A 15,519-nucleotide genomic window follows, 5' to 3' on the forward strand; every position below is an offset into this window, starting at 1 on the left:
AAGGCTTGGCGATGGTAAGCGCGACAATGAATGAAAATCATGAGGCGGCGGTGGCTGGTCTGGCGAGGGCGAAACGCCTGAGCCGGACCAGGAACAAGGCACGCCTCAAGGCATTGCTGCTCGTGGCGCCATTGCTCACCTTCCTGCTCCTGGTCTTTGTCCTACCCATCGGCCTGTTGCTGACGCGCGCCGTCGACAACAGGGATGTGTCCTCGGCTCTGCCCAGTACGGTTGCGGCACTGGCGCTCTGGGACGGAAAGTCGAGCCCTGACGAAGCCCTGTTCGCCGCCTTCGCCACCGACCTGAAGCAAACGCCGCGCGACCAGTTCGCGGAGGTCGCCAAACGCCTGAATTATTATCAGACCGGCATGCGATCGATGCTGTTGAAGACGGCGCGGACGGTCCGCAGTGCTCAGGCGCCTTACAAGGTTGCCTTTGTCGGGGTCGATCCGGGCTGGGCGACGCCGCACTACTGGACGATCATCCGCAATGCATCACCGAAGCTGACGGATTATTACCTCCTCGCTTCGATCGATCTCGAACGCGACGCGGCGGGTGCGATCCGGCATGTGTCGCCTGACAATGCGGTGCATGTCGACGTGCTGATCCGAACTTTCGTGGTCAGTGCGTCTGTGACGATCGTCTGCCTGCTGCTGGGCTATCCGCTGGCGGCGCTGATCGCGCGTGCCAAGGGGGCGGTCGCCAATACATTGCTTATCCTCGTGCTGCTGCCGTTCTGGACCTCGCTGCTCGTCCGCACCAGCGCCTGGGTCGTGCTCTTGCAAAGTCGCGGCGTCGTCAATTCGGCGCTCATCTGGCTTGGGCTGGTCGATCCGGCTCATCCGCTCGACCTGATCTACAACCGCATCGGCGTGTTGATCGCCATGACTCATATCCTGCTACCATTCATGGTGCTGCCGATCTACAGCGTAATGAAGGGCATTCCGCCGGTCTATCTGCGAGCCGCGTCGTCGCTTGGGGCGCCCCCCGTCTCGGCTTTTTTCAAGGTTTACCTGCCGATGAGCATGCCGGGCGTCAGCGCCGGCGGTCTGCTCGTCTTCATCCTGGCACTTGGCTACTATGTCACGCCGGCGCTCGTCGGCGGCCCCGGCGACCAGATGATCAGCTATTTCATCGCCTATTATTCCAACCAGGTGACCAATTGGGGCATGGCCGCGGCCTTGAGCGCTATCCTGCTGGTGGCGGTGCTCATTCTCTATGCCGTCTACAACCGCATTGTCGGCATCGACCGGCTGAGGATCGGATGATGACAGAGTTTTTCTCCTTCGCCCGTGTCTTCAATATCCTGCTCTGGGTCGCCGGCGGCTTGGTGATCGTGTTCCTGATCGCACCGATCGCCGCGATCGTGCCGCTGTCGTTCAACGCAGAGCCGTTCTTCACCTATCCGATGCCGGGCTTCTCGCTTCGCTGGTATGAGGAGTTCTTCAATTCCAACGTCTGGCAATTGGCGCTGCGTAACAGCGTCATCGTGGCGGTCTGCGCCACGCTTCTGTCGACAACTCTCGGCACGCTGGCCGCGATCGGCCTCAGCCGCCCGGCTTGTCCTGCAAGGGCGACGCTGACCGCCATCCTGATTTCGCCGATGATCGTGCCGGTCATCGTCTCCGCCGTCGGCATCTACTATGCCTTCGCCGCCGTCGGCCTGCTCAACAGCCTCACCGGCCTGGTGCTGGCGCATACCGCAATCGGCGCGCCCTTCGTCGTCATCACGGTGACGGCGACGCTTGCGAGCTTCGACTATAACCTGATGCGGGCGGCGTCGAGCCTAGGCGCGACGCCGGTCGAGGCGACCTTCCGCGTCATGCTGCCAATCATCGCGCCCGGCGTGGCATCGGGTGCGCTGTTTGCCTTCGTCACCTCTTTCGACGAAGTGGTGATTGCATTGTTCATTTCCGGGTCCGAGGAACGGACATTGCCGCGGCAGATGTGGAGCGGCGTACGCGAGACATTGAGCCCGACGATCGCCGCGGTCGCGACGCTGCTCATCGTGTTCTCGACGCTGTTTCTTGCGACGATCCAATGGCTGCAGCGTCGCGCCGAGCGGCAAAGGGTTTCGCTAAAGGATTAGAGGGGGAAATCATGGAGATCGCACGCTACCAGACCGGCAAACGCATGAGCCAGGCTGTCGTCTATGGCGGCTTCATTTTCCTTGCGGGACAGGTCGCGGGCGATGCCCGCGGCGCCTCCGTCCGCGAACAGACAGCTGACATCCTCGGGCGGATCGCCTTGCTGCTCGATACATATGGCAGTGCGTCGAAAAACGTCCTCAGCGCCACGATCTGGCTTGCCGACATGTCGACATTCGAGGAGATGAATAGCGTCTGGGAGGCCTGGTTGCCGGAGGGCCAGGCGCCCGCCCGGGCGACTGTCGAGGCGAAACTCGCCGGTGATGGTTATACCGTGGAGATTGGGATCATCGCCGCTTGTTCTTGACGATGCCTGCATGCCGATGGGCTGTCGCCCTTTGAAGGCCGCTGTCGATCCGGAGCAGGAACTCGGGTTCAAGAGTTCAAGTGGCGATACCCCGCACCAACTCTATCCCATTCGCACTCGCCCATTGTGCCACGTCCTGCTTCGTCAGCGCCGTGGCCATCAGGTCGGGAAACTGGTCCGGCGTACAGGCGAAGACGGGGCAGTCCATGGCGGCGATGGCGCCGGCATGGCGCTGGTCGTAGCTCGGCCGGCCGTCGTCGGAGAGAGCCAGCAGCACGATGACATTGACGCCGGATTGTTTCAGCGCTGCCACACGCGCCAGCATGGCCGGCGCGTCGCCGCCTTCGAAAAGGTCGGTGATCAGCACCAGATGCGTCTTGGCGGGATGCTCGATCTTGGTCTCGCAATAGGCCAGCGCTGCGTTGATATCCGTGCCGCCGCCCAACTGGATGCCGAACAGGACTTTCACCGGGTCGGCCAGGTCCTCGGTCAGGTCGATGATCGTCGTGTCGAAGCAGACGAGCTTGGTCGACAGAACCGGCAGCGACGCCATGACGGCGGCGAAGATCGAGGCATAGACGACCGATGGGGCCATGGAGCCGGACTGGTCGACGCAGAGCATGACATGGTCGAGATCGGCGCGGGTGCGGGTCTTGCGGGAAAAGCCGATCAGCGTTTCCGGCACGATGGTGTTGAGGTCCTGCTGGTAGTGGCGCAGATTGGCGCGGATCGTGCGCGGCCAGTCGATGTCGGAATGCCGCGGCCGGCGGGTGCGCTGTGAGCGGTTGAGCGCACCGGTCAGCTTTTCCACCGTCTTCGATTGCAGCCGCTTCATCAGGTCTTCGACGACCTTGTTGACCACCATGCGGGCTGTTTCCATGGTCTTTTCGGGAATGGCGTTGCGCAGCGCGATCAGGTCGGCGACCAGATGCACGTCGGCTTCCAGCGTCGAGAGGAATTCCGGCTCCAGCATCAGCGCCTTGAGGTTCAGGCGCTCGAAGGCATCCTTCTGGATCACCTGGACGACCGGCGAGGGGAAGAATTCGCGGATATCGCCCAGCCAGCGCGATACTTTTGGCGCCGATGCGCCAAGCCCGCCGCGGCCCTTCTTGGCGCCTTGGCCTTCATAAAGTGCAGAGAGCGCGCGGCTGAGCCGCTGGTCGCGGTCATCCATGCCACTCATGTCATCGTCGCCGAGCGCCAGTTTCCAGCGGCGGATGCGTTCCGGATCGGTCATGCGTTCATCCCGAGAATTTGCTTCAGCAACGGCAGCGCTCGCTCGAAGGCTGGATTATCGCCTGCCGGAAGTTCGGCCGCCACCTGTTCGCGCCGTCCCCCCGCAATGCGTTCCATGACACGTCTGCGGTTGACGGCATCGAAGCCGGAGAGCGCGCGGCGCAGGAGCGGCAGGCTTTCGACGAAGGTGTCGCCGTCGAGTCCGCAGAGCCATTCATCGATCAGGAACAGCAGCGCCTGATCCTGGATCAGCACTTCGGCCGAGCCAGTAAGGAAGGCTTCGACGAAGGCCCCGGCGCGGGCTGGCGTCTCGCCGATGATATGGCGGGAGAAAGCAGCAGCGACGCGAGGTTCGTCCCAGAGCGCCAGGTCGTGCAGCCGGCGCAGGCTGAGCCCGGCGACCGGGGCGGCGATATGTTCGTCATCGACCATCAGGGGGAGTTGCCGGCGCCAGTCTTCGAGCAGGGCGGTGTCGCCGAACAGGCCGAGTGCTTCGTCATAGGCGCGCATGGCGGTGACGCGCTGGGCTGTGGCGGCATCGTCGAGCTGGTGTGAGCCGATGCGGGCACCGGCATTGATTTCGGCGCTGAGCGCCACGACCAGCGCCTTGAGTTCTTCTTCCGGCAGTTTGCGCGCCGTGCCGTAGCGGACGATGCGGACGAGCGGCGGCACCGCGACCATCAGGTCAGTGATGTCGCTGGTCTGGACGGCGGCGGTCTGCAGCAGTTCGATGCAGGTGCTTGCCGCCTCCGGCAGGTCGGCAACCAGGGCACCGCGCACCAGTTCGGAGAGTTTTGCGATGCCATCGGCCTTGCGGGCGCGTTCGATCGTAGCAACGGCAGCTGCTTGTTCGATCGTGAGTCCCCAGACCAGCGCCTCCGCGAGGCTGACCGCCATGTCGGGCGACCAGGCCAGCCGCCAGATTTCGCGGAATGTGCCACGACCGGCCTCGGCGTCGATCAATCGGCCCCAGCCGATATCGATCAAGTTCAGCCGATGTAGGAAGGTTGATTTGGCGAGACCCGCTTCGCTGCGCAGGTCGAGCTTGGCTTCGCTGACCACCTCCTCGGGCTTCAGCCGGGTCTTGCGGCACCAGAGGTCAAAATCCTTGGCGAGCGGCATTTGCGGAACGGCGTCGTCGATCTCGCCGATGCGGCTGCCGATATAGAGCTTGCGCTCGATCAGCGCCAACTGGGCGTGGTCGCCGTGGCAGAGGGCGGAAAGCGAGGCGTCGCGCATCTCGATCAATCCCGGCACGCTCAGCCCGCGGATCGAGGCGAGACCAAGGGAAAGCCGGGCGGCTTCTATGGCCGACGCGGTTGACGCCGAGTGGCCTTCCTCGCGCAACAGTGCAGCGGTCTGCGCCTGCCAGAGTGCGGCGAAGGCTTCGGGACCGTCATGGCGGGCGTCGGAATAGAGGCCCCAGAGGTGCCGGTACCAGCCAGGCGAGATGACGCCGGCGCCATAGCCGGAGGCATAGCTCAGCCGGCCGTCGCTCCAAGGCGCCCAGGTCGCCTCGACCTTGATCTTAGGCAGGTCCTTGATGATGGCGCGATCGTCGGCGGCAGTGGTTTCGGCCCGCAGTCCGCCTACATGCCAGGCGCCGACCACCACAGCGACCTCGCCTTCGTGCTGTTTTAACGCATCACGAATATGCCCGCGCATAAACGCTTCGCGGCGGGCCTCGCGCAATTGCTCGCGGTCGCCGATGCCGCCTGCCTCGTATTGGTGGCTACGCGCTTCGATCATCGCATGCTCGATTGCGCCAAAAACGTCGAGCGGCGACTGATTGCCGCCATGATGTTCGATCAGGCCGTTCCAGAAGGCTTCGCCGTCACCATAGCCTGCCGCCTCGGCAAGCAGATCGAGCGGATCGAGACGGGCCGCCGGCGCAGTGGATAGCGGCTCCTCAACAGTCTCGGTGGCCTCGGCTTCCGTACCATCGGCCTCCTGTGCTTCCGCTGCCTTCTTGGCGAGCGCGGCAATCATTTCCTCGCGTTCCGCCTTGGTCAGCGCAAGCGATATGGCGGCCGGCCAGTCGATGAAGCGCACCGGGCGGCCGCGCTCAAGTGCCCAGCGCATGGCGACCCATTCCGGCGAGAATTCTGCAAATGGCGCGAAGACGGCGTTCGACGCTTCGTCGGCGGCGTAGAACAGCATGGCAAGCGGTGGTTTCATGCCGGGAAGAGCGGCATATTGGATCAGCGCATCGCCTTCGGGCGAGCCTTCGATCAGGACACAAGATGGATCGAGAGCGTCGAGCGCGCCTTTCAGCAGCGCTGCCGAGCCTGGTCCATGATGCCGGATGCCGAAAAGATGCGCCTTGCGCTTCATCGGTCAGATGACCTCGCGGATGGCGCTATAGAGATCGCTCCAGCCGTCGCGGGTGCGCACCACGGTTTCGAGATATTCGGAGAGCGCCACGCTGTCCTGCACCGGGTCCTTGACCACGGCGCCGACAATGTTGGCGGCGAGCGCATCGGCATCGATGCGGCCATCGCCGAAATGCGCGGCCTCGGCCCACGCGGAGACGCCTACCGAAATTGCTTCGGCCGTCGACAGCGTGCCGGTCGATGTCTTGAGCTTGGTCTTGCCGTTCAGTGTCTTGCCTTCGCGGATCTCGCGGAACAGGGTGACGACGCGCGCCAGTTCCTTGTCGGCGGGCTGGATCGGCGGCAGACTGAGATTGGTGCCGATTTCGCCGACGCGTTTGACGACGATCTGGGTTTCCTCTTCGAGCGAGGACGGCGACGGCAGGACGACGACATTGAAGCGGCGCTTCAGCGCGGAGGAGAGTTCGTTGACGCCCTTGTCGCGATTGTTGGCAGTGGCAATGACGTTGAAGCCGCGCTGGGCGTCGATGGCGGTGTCGAGCTCCGGCACCGGCAGCGTCTTTTCCGAGAGCACGGTGATCAGCGTGTCCTGCACGTCCGAGCCCATGCGGGTCAGTTCTTCGAGCCTGAGCAGCGTGCCTTCTTCCATGGCACGAACCAAGGGCGTCTTGACCAGCGCCTCCTTCGACGGGCCCTTGGCGAGCAGCAGCGCATAGTTCCAGCCATAGCGGATCTGGTTTTCGTCGGTGCCGGCGGTGCACTGGATGATGCGCTGCGACGAGCCGGAAATAGCGGCTGCCAGGTGTTCGGAGACCCAGGATTTCGCCGTACCGGGCAGGCCGAGCAGCAGTAGCGCGCGGTCGGTCGCGAGGGTGGCCACGGCCGTCTCGATCAGCCGGCGATTGCCGACATATTTGGCTGAGATCGGCGTTCCATCCGATGCCTTGCCGCCGAGCAGATAGGTTACGACCGCCTGCGGCGAGAGCTTCCAGTTTGCCGGCCGGGCGCGGTCGTCGCCTTTGGCCAGCGCGGCAAGCTCTTCGGCAAAGATCTGTTCTGCGGCGCGGCGGAGTTGGGCTTCAGGCATTTTGGGCCTCCAGACTGTCCATGAGATCGATAAAGAGAATGGCATTGCCGGCGCGGCTGGTATCGAAGGCGGCGAGATCGGCGCGCAAGCGGTCGTGGCTTGCCGGCGGACAAAGGACGGCGACGCTTTCAATGAGGTCGGAACTGGCCTTGCCCGGCTCGCTTCGCAGCGCCTTCCACGGCCTCGATTCAAGAATGTCGGCGAACAGCGTCGGCGAGGCGGGTGCCTCGAGCAGGTCGGCGAGCTTGGGCAAGGTCCAGATCGGCGTGTCGGCGGACCAGCGGCGCGGCTGCACCACGAGGTCGGCCCAACGCCGCCGCCAGTCGGCATCGATCACGTCGAGATCGCTGACATTGGCCTGGGCGATGGCCTCCCAGGCATTCGAGAGCCGGTTCGCAATCGTCTCGACCAGGTCGAGCCGACGGTCGCGGGTTGCCATGATCAAGAAAGCGAGCAGAAGGTTGCCATCCTTATCGACGCCGGCGATCATGTCGTTGACGGAAAGCGACAGCGCGGCGGCGAGCTTTTCGATGCCGACGGGGCTGAAGGCCTCGTTGATCCATGCTGCGATGCCAAATTGCTGCTTGATTGTCGCAGGCAGTTCGAGGCCGAGCGTCGTGCGCTTGAAAATCAATCCGCTTTTGTTGACCTTGATGCGCTCCAGTGCTGCGCGCAGTGTGGGGTCGTCGCCTTCAAAGCCGGGCAGGCGGGAAAGAAGCCGCTGCGCCAGTTCGCGGACGCGGGGAGCACGATCTTTTGCCAGGCCAGCAAGAAAACTGGCGTCGGATGGGGAAAGTTGATCCCGGAACACGCCGAGGATTCTGACCCTATTGTCGGCGTTTTCCGACGCCCAGGACGCCTCGACCAGCGCGCGTGCGCCATCCGGGTCGGTGGCGCGGCGCTCGGCTATGTAGTGGGCCTTAACCGCAGGCGTCGCCAGCATCCAGGTTTCGTCGGTCAGCTTGTCGGGGGCGAAATAGTTCTGCTTTTCTGCGACTGGCGTCTCGCGCTCGGCAAAGGCCAGCGCCTCGGCGCCCAGTTGTTCGGCACGCGGTTTGACGAAGGTTTCGAGTTTCGGCAGATCGAACGGATGCGGGCGCAGCGATCGTTCGACAAAGGTGCGGGCCAGCGCATTGGCGAGGTGTTCGGATGCCTGGCTCTTGCCGCCGAGAAGCCGCAATAGAAGCTTTCGTGCAGGATCGCCGATGATCCGGCGGCCGTCCTCGACACGCTCCTCGACGATGAACTGTGCCGGACGCGCTGGTCGGTCGAAGCGCACGGCCTGGCCGGCGAGGCTCAGCGCCTGTAGCGGCGAGGTGGCGCCGATACGATCGAGCGGCAGGCCGTCACGAGCGCCGGAGATCAGGCGTGGCAGGATCGATGTGCGGATATCCTGCAATGTCATGCCGTCCACCTGCCGAGCGGGGTTTCGCCCCAGCACAAGGTGAGGCTGGAGCCATCCCAGATGCCGGCACCGTCGAGCCTGTCGAATTGCAGGAGCGGCCAGGCGGCGGTGGATTGATCATCGTCGAGCGGCAGGCTGATCGCCTCGTCGTGCAGCCAGAGCCTTTCACCCGACCGCCGGACTTTCGCGCCTTTGAACATCAGGGGAAAGTCGCCAAGCCAGGGTTTTTCCGCCATCGCGGTTTCATAGTGTTCGTAGGCCGTGGCCACGTCCTGATCAGGAAGGGCAAGGGCATTGCCGGATGGTTCCGAACCGGTGATCTGCCGGGCGATGATGGCACGGAGCGGCACGGGCGAGGGGTAGAAGACCAGCTCTGCCTCGAATCTATCGCCGATGCTGAAGCCGCCCGATGCCGCGCCGGTCGAGACGGGCACGAATTCGATCAGCACGGCATTGCGCCCGCTTCCCGAAAGCCAGGTCTCGATGCGCCTGAGCCTGTCCGGCTGGACCTCGTTGCGGGTCGCCCAGACCTGCCACGGGCCGGTGATGCGCGGGGCCGAAGTGTCTTCGAGCAGGGCGTCGCGGGCAAGGCTCCAGCCGATCACCTGCCGGACATCGCTTTTCAGCGCCTCGGGCAATTGCTCCTGCCGGCGATAGGCTTCGGCGATCAGATGCAGCAGGCCGAGTTCCTGCACGGCCATCTGCGGTCGCGCCGGTTCCGGCAGCCTCAACAAACGGGCGGGCAGTGTATCGACCCTGAGCGCCAGGCCGGAGGCCTTGGCATCGAACAGGCGCTGCGCCATCACCCGGCAGGCGGTCAGTGATTTGGTGGCAAAGGCAGCCAGGCCGGCATCGATCTGGTCGGAAAGCCAGATGTCGAGTTCATCGAGACCGTTGGCGACAGATGCCTCGCGCTCGGCACGATTGCGTTCGCGGGCGGCTGCGGCGCGGGCTTCCGCCTTCGGGTCGGCGGCGTCTTCCACTTCGGTCGTCGAGGCGATGGAGGCTTTCGGCCTGTCCTCGCCGGCGAGCGCGCCGGCGCTCGGGCCGCGGCGGCGCGACAGCCAATCCCTGACCCAGTCGGGCGGCGTGCCCGGCGTGAACGGCACCTTGCCTTCGGCGCGCATCCACATCAGCGCCAGCGAGTGCTTGCAGGGAAATTTCCGGCTGGGGCAGCTGCATTTATAGCCGGCGTCGAGTTCGGTAACGGAAATGCGGTAGGGCGTGGCGCCGGAACCCTGGCATTCGCCCCAGATGAGGCCGGCACCGTCCTCGGCGAGTGTGGGCCAGCTTGCCGGCTTCAGAAGCTTGCGGGCCGCGTCGAGTGAGCCTTGGTCGGGGGCAAGCGCTTCGATCTTGTCCAGACTTAAGCCCACACGCAACCTCCGATTCGACGCCATCTCACGTTGGTGAGCTTTCATGGCATGCTCGTGATGGCAGGGCAATCGCCTTAACGGATTTCAATTCGGCGTCAGCACTGTACCCGTGCCGACACTCCTGCTAACCACGGCCGCGCCAATTCAGGAAGGAAGAGCAATATGATCCAACGTTATCAGAAGGGCTCGCGGATGAGCCAGGCCGTGGTGCATGCCGGCACGGTTTATATTGCCGGCAAGGTCGCCCGCAACAGCAATGGCTCGCTCCAGGCACAGACCCAGGATGTGCTCGAGCAGATCGAGGCGGTGCTCGCCGAGGTCGGCAGCGGCAAATCGAAGCTGCTGTCGATCAATATCTACCTGCCCAATATCGCCGATTTCGACGCGATGAACAGCGTCTATGACGCCTGGGTCGACAAGGACAATCCGCCGGTGCGCGCCTGCATCGAAGCTCGGCTCGCCAATCCCGATCTCCGGATTGAGATCACTGCCATCGCTGCGGCTTGATGCGTTCGGTGGCCGTATGTCATCGAGATGTCACCGGCCGCCGCTTGTACTATACGAGTGAATAATTTACTGCCTTTCCTGTCATCGTTTCCGAGCGACGGGAGAGGGCAGTGAGCGCAGCACGGGCGAAGGCGGAATTCGATGCCGATTGGGCGGCGATCGCCGTCGTCATTTTCGGCGCGACCGCGTTCAGCCTGTCGCAGGGCGTCACTTATCCGCTGATTTCATTAATTCTCACCGCGCGCGGCGTTTCGCCCAGTGTCATCGGCTTGACCGGTGCCTGCTTTGCAGCAGGGCTTGCCGCCGCCACGCTGCTGGTGGGGCCGCTGACGGCCGTGCTTCGGGGCCATCGGCTGATCGTTGCCGCATTGATCGGCGCCTCGGTCAGCTTGGCGATCTTTGCGAGTTTCGATCAGCTCTGGATATGGTTCATTGCCCGTTTCCTGCATGGCTGCTGCTCGAGCATCATCTTCATGATGAGCGAGGCCTGGCTTAACACCGCATGCCCCGACCGGATTCGCGGGCGTGTCTCGGGCCTTTACGGCATGGGCATATGCGGTGGGTTTGCCGCCGGGCCGATGGCGATCCCGCTGTTCGGCACCGAAGACGGTTTCGCCTTCGCGCTGCTCGCCGTCTATATCGCCTTCGTCGCCTTTGCCACGGTGATCATCTGCCGGCGGACACAGACGGAACCTGAATCGACGACATCATCGATGTTCCTGCGTTTCCTGCTGAGGGCGCCGATGCTGGTCGCCATGGTCGCCGCTTTCGGCTTCGCCGATATCGCGGCGATTTCGGGCATGCCGATCTATTTTACCCGGCTCGGCTACTCGGAATCGTTTGCGGCAATCAGCATCACCATGCTGGCGCTGCCGACGGCCCTGTCGCAGCCGGTGGTCGGCTGGATCCTCGACACATTTTCGCGCGGCACGGTGGCGCTGGTCGCGGCGGCGATAACCGCGATCTGTTTCATGATCCTGCCGCTGCTGACCTCCGAAGTGGCGATCATCATTGACTTCGCCATTATCGGCACGGCAAGCGTTGGGCTCTATACGGCCGCACTGACGCTTCTGGGTGAACGCTACAGCGGCAGCACTCTGGTCGCCGGCAGTGCAGCCTTCGCGCTTGCCTATGCGTCCGGCAGTGGCATAGGCTCATCTTCCTTCGGCATGGCGATGCAGGCCTTCAGCCCTGCGGCGGGGCCGATCATGGTTGGCGCCGTGATGTTTGTCTTCGCCATTGCTTTTGCGATAGGCAGCCTCAAACGATCATGAAAACGCCGCTTTGCTTTGCCATGGGCGAGTTCATGCGGGAAATTGCGGTAGCAACGGTTCGGTAACCATTTGTTTCGACAATGGGGCAAGGACCGTGCAAGCGGCGATCTTTAGGACCGATGGTTGGCAGTCCGGCCGGGCTGCGACATCGGCGAGATGGGATGACGATGCCTTTGGATTTGAGCACCGATTCGGCGATGCGCCCGACGCGCGTGATGCGCACATTGGGCGCCCTTGCGCTCATGACGCTTGCGGCCAGCTGCAGCACGATGAGCCTCAGCGACATTGCGCCATCGACGGATATCAGTCCCCGGCTGGCCCGTGAGATCAAGGCCAAGGGTTTTAGCGACGACGAGCCGGTTCTGGTGCGCATCTTCAAGCAGGAAAGCGAGCTTGAAATCTGGAAGAAGAGGCCTTCGGGCCAATATGCCCTGTTCAAGACCTATCCGATCTGCCGCTGGTCGGGAAAGCTCGGGCCGAAGCGCAAGATCGGCGATCGCCAGGCGCCCGAAGGTTTCTATTCGGTGTCGATGGGCCAGCTCAACCCGCATTCCAATTATTACCTGTCGTTCAATCTCGGCTATCCGAACCGGCTGGAAAGCGCGCTCGGCTACAAGGGCGAGGCGCTGATGGTGCATGGCGCCTGCTCGTCCTCGGGCTGCTTTGCCATGTCGGACCAGGGGGTGGCGGAGATCTATGCGATCACGCTCAAGTCGCTGCAGAGCGGCCAGCAGGCCTTCCAGGTCCAGGCCTATCCGTTCCGCATGACGGCGGCCAATATGGCGGCACATGGCGGCGATCCGAACATGTCGTTCTGGCGTGACCTCAAGGTCGGCTATGACAGTTTCGAGCGCAGCCGACAGGAGCCGAAGGTCTCCATGTGTGGCGGCAGATATGTGTTCAACAAGATGTTCCCCGGCGGCGAGCCGACCGATCCGCTTGTGGGCTGCCCGGGCGACCCAGGCAAGGACGACCGGGTGGCCGATGCCAGCCTGACCGTTTCGACGGCGCCGGAAATGCATGCCTATACCTATCTCGACGGCGGCATGAATCCGAGCTTCCGCGCCATGCTGAAGGAATATGGCCCGAAACAGATGGCGAGAAAGGTATCGGTGATCAAATATCCGATCAGCCGGCCGGATGCAGCGCTCGCCGATCCCTATAAAGCCTCGGATTGATTGAAAAAATATCCCCGCCGCGGCTGCGGCAGGGATATTTTCAATCTGCTGACAGCGGCAACTACTGCTGCGTGCCGTTATAATTGGTGCCATCGGTGTCGTCGCAGCCGGACTGGGCGTTGGCCGAATTGTTGTTGCACTTGATCGAGCCCGTCGTGTTCGGGTCGGTCGGCAGGACATCGGAGTCGTTGCCGTTCATGGCTTTACCCGGATTCATGCCATGTTGGCCGCTGCCATTGTTATTACCGCCGTTGCCGCTGTCAGCGGCGAAAGCGACGCTGGCGCCGGAAATACAGGCGGCTGCGAAAGCCGCGGCCAGTGTGGTTTTGAGAATGCTTCGCATGGTGTTTATCCTTATACTTGGTAGAGAGTGATAGACATTCACATTGGTATAATCCGCCAGAGCTTGAATAGTTTCTTGTTTTTTATTAATATCTAACGTTGAATATCCAGCGTGTTGGCGAACGACGCTGGTATCTGGAGATGTCTACTGGAGCCCGTTAAGGGAAATATAATTCGTAATTAACCGATATATTTTCTTATCTCTCCCAATTCTTTGACGACAAGCGCCTGGCTGCGCTCCGCCGCCCCACGATCTAAGCTGCGGAGCAGGGAACATGGATGGATCGTGACCAGGACAGTATAGGCTCCTGCCTTAAGGAGCCGGCCGCGATCGCGCGTGACCTTGGCTTGGCTGCCGAGCAGCGAATAGAGGGCAGTCGCGCCCAGAGCCATGACCAGTTTCGGCTGGACCCTGTTCCGGATGACGGTCTTGATAGGCCATGACGGTTTCCTCCTCGAATTTCGGAACGTCATGTCTGGGTAACCGCTCGTGTCGTGTTATGTTCCGCTAAAATACGACGTTGGGAATAGGATCTCTGCTTTCTTTCAGTCACCGCGCCGAGGAGCGGAGCAAGGTCAGCAGCGCATTCTCGTCTGCCCTGAGCCCATTGAGCCGCCGCGGACGGCGACGTTTCCAGCGCTTGAACCAGGGGAGCGGATCGTTTTTTGCTTCGGCGAGCGCCAGTACCGCGGGATGAATATAGCTCTTGCGGCAAATCGCCGGGGTGTTGTGCAGTTCGACCGAAGGGGCTTGGCAGAGCGATTTCATCGTCGGGATTTGGCCATTCTCAAGGATTTGGATCGCCCGGTCGAATGCTGCGAGCGAGCCGCCCCAGGTGCGGAACGTCTTGGCCGAAATGGCGAGGCCTGCCGTGGCGGCGAGATAGGCATTGAGCTTGCCGGAGTCGATCGCGTGCGCCACGCCTTCTTCGTCCTTCCAGGCAAACAGCCGTCGCCCCGGCAGGTCGGCGATCTGCTCCAGCATGGTCTGCAGGCGCGGATGCTTCAGCGTCCGCTGTACCTTCTTGCCGCCTTTGGCGACGAAGCGGAGCTCGATCCGGTCCGGCATGATCTTGAGATGCCGTTTCAGAAGCGTCGTGGCGCCGAACGTGTTGTTGTCGCGGGCATAGACGATATTGCCGACCCGCAAATGCGCGAGATCAAGCAGCATGGCGATCGCGGCAAGAATGCCCTTTTCATTTTCGATGCCTGATCCGAGATCGCGACCGATGCGATTGCGCAGCCGGGGAAGCGCCTCGCCGAAGGCGATGAGCTGGTCGAACTTACGATCGCTGCGCAGCGATTGCCAGTCCGGATGGTAGCGGTATTGCTTGCGTTCGCGGGCGTCGAAGCCGGTGGCCTGCAGATGGCCGCGCGGATCGAGGCAGATCCAGACGTCGCGATAGGCCGGCGGGATGCCGAGGGTTTTTATACGCGCGAGTGTGTCGTCGCTGTTGACGAGGCCTCCGCCGGGCATCCGGTAGCAGAAACCGTCACCGTGCTTCTCGCGCCGGATGCCGGGTTCGGTGTCGCTGACATAGATCAGGCCAAGCGACTGCAGCAACTGTCCGTCCATGGCGGTTCTTTACATGCTGACCTTGACGTTGTCGCCCATGTCGGGCCGGTGATCGGTGACGGCTGCCATCAGCATCTTGACATAGCTGATGATACTGCCCGGGCTGTCCCAGTATTCCGCATATTTCGGTGTGACCTTGAGCACCCGGATATCGGGATCGTCGGCATTTTCCCACCAGGCCCTGGCGGGCGTGGTCCAAAGCTCGCGGATCAGTTCGCGATCATTGGAAATTTCGGCGGTGCCGGTGACCGAGACATATTTCTGGCCGCGTGAATCGGCGAAGGCGAGCCCGACATTCGGCCAGCGGGCGATGTCGTCGTCCTTGGCGCCGTTGATGTCGGTGAGGAAGTAGACGGCGTTGACGATGGGTTCAGGATGGGCGGCCATCGGCCGGGCGCGGATGTCGTCGCCGGAGCGGCTGGAGAGCATGCAGAAACCGATTTTCTGCATCAGCTCCCAAGTCTCTTCGATGGCGTCTTGTTCGTCAATCATCGAAATCTCCCGGCAGAATGGCATGACCGCGACCTAACGTCCCGCCCGCTGCAAGGTTCCGTGCGGCGTGTCTGAAAGCGGGAACGAATCCGGCTCAGGACCGTTCTGCAATTCGAGTTGCGGGCCGTGCCAAACGGACGCGACGGTGCGAAGAATGCAGGGATTTTTCCGTTTTCTCCCTGCAGCCAACGAAAAGGCAGTCGAGCTTCTCACCCGTCCGGTCCGTTTCTCGCTTAATTCGCGGGTGAGAATCACTAAA

At 62.6% G+C, this 15,519-nt stretch carries 14 protein-coding genes; 6 read left to right on the top strand and 8 right to left on the bottom strand.

Features of this window, described 5'->3' with window-relative positions; translation table 11 throughout:
• The first annotated feature begins 11 nt into the window (after positions 1-11).
• Genes AC1DYF_RS21495 through AC1DYF_RS21505 form a run of 3 tightly spaced genes read left to right on the top strand, consistent with a single transcriptional unit; the run spans position 12 to position 2,454 of the window.
• Entirely contained in the window at positions 12-1,268 is a 1,257-nt protein-coding gene (locus tag AC1DYF_RS21495) for an ABC transporter permease (protein ID WP_477878799.1), read from the top strand.
• Positions 1,268-2,089 carry an ABC transporter permease gene (locus AC1DYF_RS21500; protein ID WP_477878800.1) on the top strand — a complete coding sequence of 274 codons (822 nt, stop codon included), beginning with the start codon at positions 1,268-1,270 and terminating at the stop codon, positions 2,087-2,089. Before AC1DYF_RS21495 ends, AC1DYF_RS21500 begins: the two co-directional genes overlap by 1 nt.
• A gap of 11 nt (positions 2,090-2,100) precedes the next feature.
• Positions 2,101-2,454 carry a RidA family protein gene (locus tag AC1DYF_RS21505; RefSeq protein WP_477878801.1) on the top strand — a complete coding sequence of 118 codons (354 nt, stop codon included), beginning with the start codon at positions 2,101-2,103 and terminating at the stop codon, positions 2,452-2,454.
• A gap of 76 nt (positions 2,455-2,530) precedes the next feature.
• On the opposite strand, the gene AC1DYF_RS21510 is transcribed toward AC1DYF_RS21505, so the two are convergent.
• The 5 genes from AC1DYF_RS21510 to AC1DYF_RS21530 are packed head-to-tail and all read right to left on the bottom strand — an operon-like array spanning position 2,531 to position 9,891.
• Positions 2,531-3,691 (bottom strand): VWA domain-containing protein, encoded by a 1,161-nt coding sequence (locus AC1DYF_RS21510; RefSeq protein ID WP_477878802.1) that lies wholly within the window; start codon positions 3,689-3,691, stop codon positions 2,531-2,533.
• The gene (locus AC1DYF_RS21515) at positions 3,688-6,024 is read right to left on the bottom strand and encodes a DUF5682 family protein (protein WP_477878803.1); all 2,337 of its coding nucleotides are present in this window, start codon (positions 6,022-6,024) and stop codon (positions 3,688-3,690) included. Before AC1DYF_RS21515 ends, AC1DYF_RS21510 begins: the two co-directional genes overlap by 4 nt.
• 3 nt (positions 6,025-6,027) lie before the next feature.
• Positions 6,028-7,110, bottom strand: coding sequence for an ATP-binding protein (locus AC1DYF_RS21520; RefSeq protein WP_477878804.1), 1,083 nt, complete (start codon positions 7,108-7,110; stop codon positions 6,028-6,030).
• The gene (locus AC1DYF_RS21525) at positions 7,103-8,515 is read right to left on the bottom strand and encodes a DUF5691 domain-containing protein (protein ID WP_477878805.1); all 1,413 of its coding nucleotides are present in this window, start codon (positions 8,513-8,515) and stop codon (positions 7,103-7,105) included. Before AC1DYF_RS21525 ends, AC1DYF_RS21520 begins: the two co-directional genes overlap by 8 nt.
• Positions 8,512-9,891, bottom strand: a complete 1,380-nt coding sequence (locus AC1DYF_RS21530; RefSeq protein ID WP_477878806.1) for an SWIM zinc finger family protein — start codon at positions 9,889-9,891, stop codon at positions 8,512-8,514. The genes AC1DYF_RS21525 and AC1DYF_RS21530 overlap by 4 nt, the downstream gene beginning before the upstream one ends.
• A gap of 162 nt (positions 9,892-10,053) precedes the next feature.
• Here AC1DYF_RS21530 and AC1DYF_RS21535 point away from each other — a divergent pair, with 162 nt between their 5' ends.
• The 3 genes from AC1DYF_RS21535 (at position 10,054) to AC1DYF_RS21545 (ending at position 12,850) form a co-directional block, all read left to right on the top strand.
• A complete protein-coding gene (locus AC1DYF_RS21535) occupies positions 10,054-10,398 on the top strand; it encodes a RidA family protein (RefSeq protein ID WP_477878807.1) in 345 nt (114 codons plus the stop codon).
• A gap of 110 nt (positions 10,399-10,508) precedes the next feature.
• Positions 10,509-11,672 carry an MFS transporter gene (locus tag AC1DYF_RS21540; RefSeq protein WP_477878808.1) on the top strand — a complete coding sequence of 388 codons (1,164 nt, stop codon included), beginning with the start codon at positions 10,509-10,511 and terminating at the stop codon, positions 11,670-11,672.
• Between the two features lie 161 nt (positions 11,673-11,833).
• A complete protein-coding gene (locus tag AC1DYF_RS21545) occupies positions 11,834-12,850 on the top strand; it encodes a hypothetical protein (RefSeq protein ID WP_477878809.1) in 1,017 nt (338 codons plus the stop codon).
• Between the two features lie 61 nt (positions 12,851-12,911).
• Here the strand turns inward: AC1DYF_RS21545 and AC1DYF_RS21550 are convergent, their stop codons facing one another.
• The 3 genes from AC1DYF_RS21550 to AC1DYF_RS21560 form a co-directional block, all read right to left on the bottom strand.
• On the bottom strand, positions 12,912-13,193 hold the full coding sequence (locus tag AC1DYF_RS21550) for a hypothetical protein (protein WP_477878810.1): 282 nt from the start codon (positions 13,191-13,193) through the stop codon (positions 12,912-12,914).
• 549 nt (positions 13,194-13,742) lie between these two features.
• Entirely contained in the window at positions 13,743-14,768 is a 1,026-nt protein-coding gene (locus AC1DYF_RS21555; RefSeq protein ID WP_477878811.1) for a DNA topoisomerase IB, read from the bottom strand.
• A 9-nt stretch (positions 14,769-14,777) separates the two neighbouring features.
• A complete protein-coding gene (locus AC1DYF_RS21560; protein WP_477878812.1) occupies positions 14,778-15,260 on the bottom strand; it encodes a pyridoxamine 5'-phosphate oxidase family protein in 483 nt (160 codons plus the stop codon).
• Between the last annotated feature and the right edge of the window lie 259 nt (positions 15,261-15,519).

It is taken from the genome of Rhizobium sp. P2_G9, assembly GCF_056403475.1.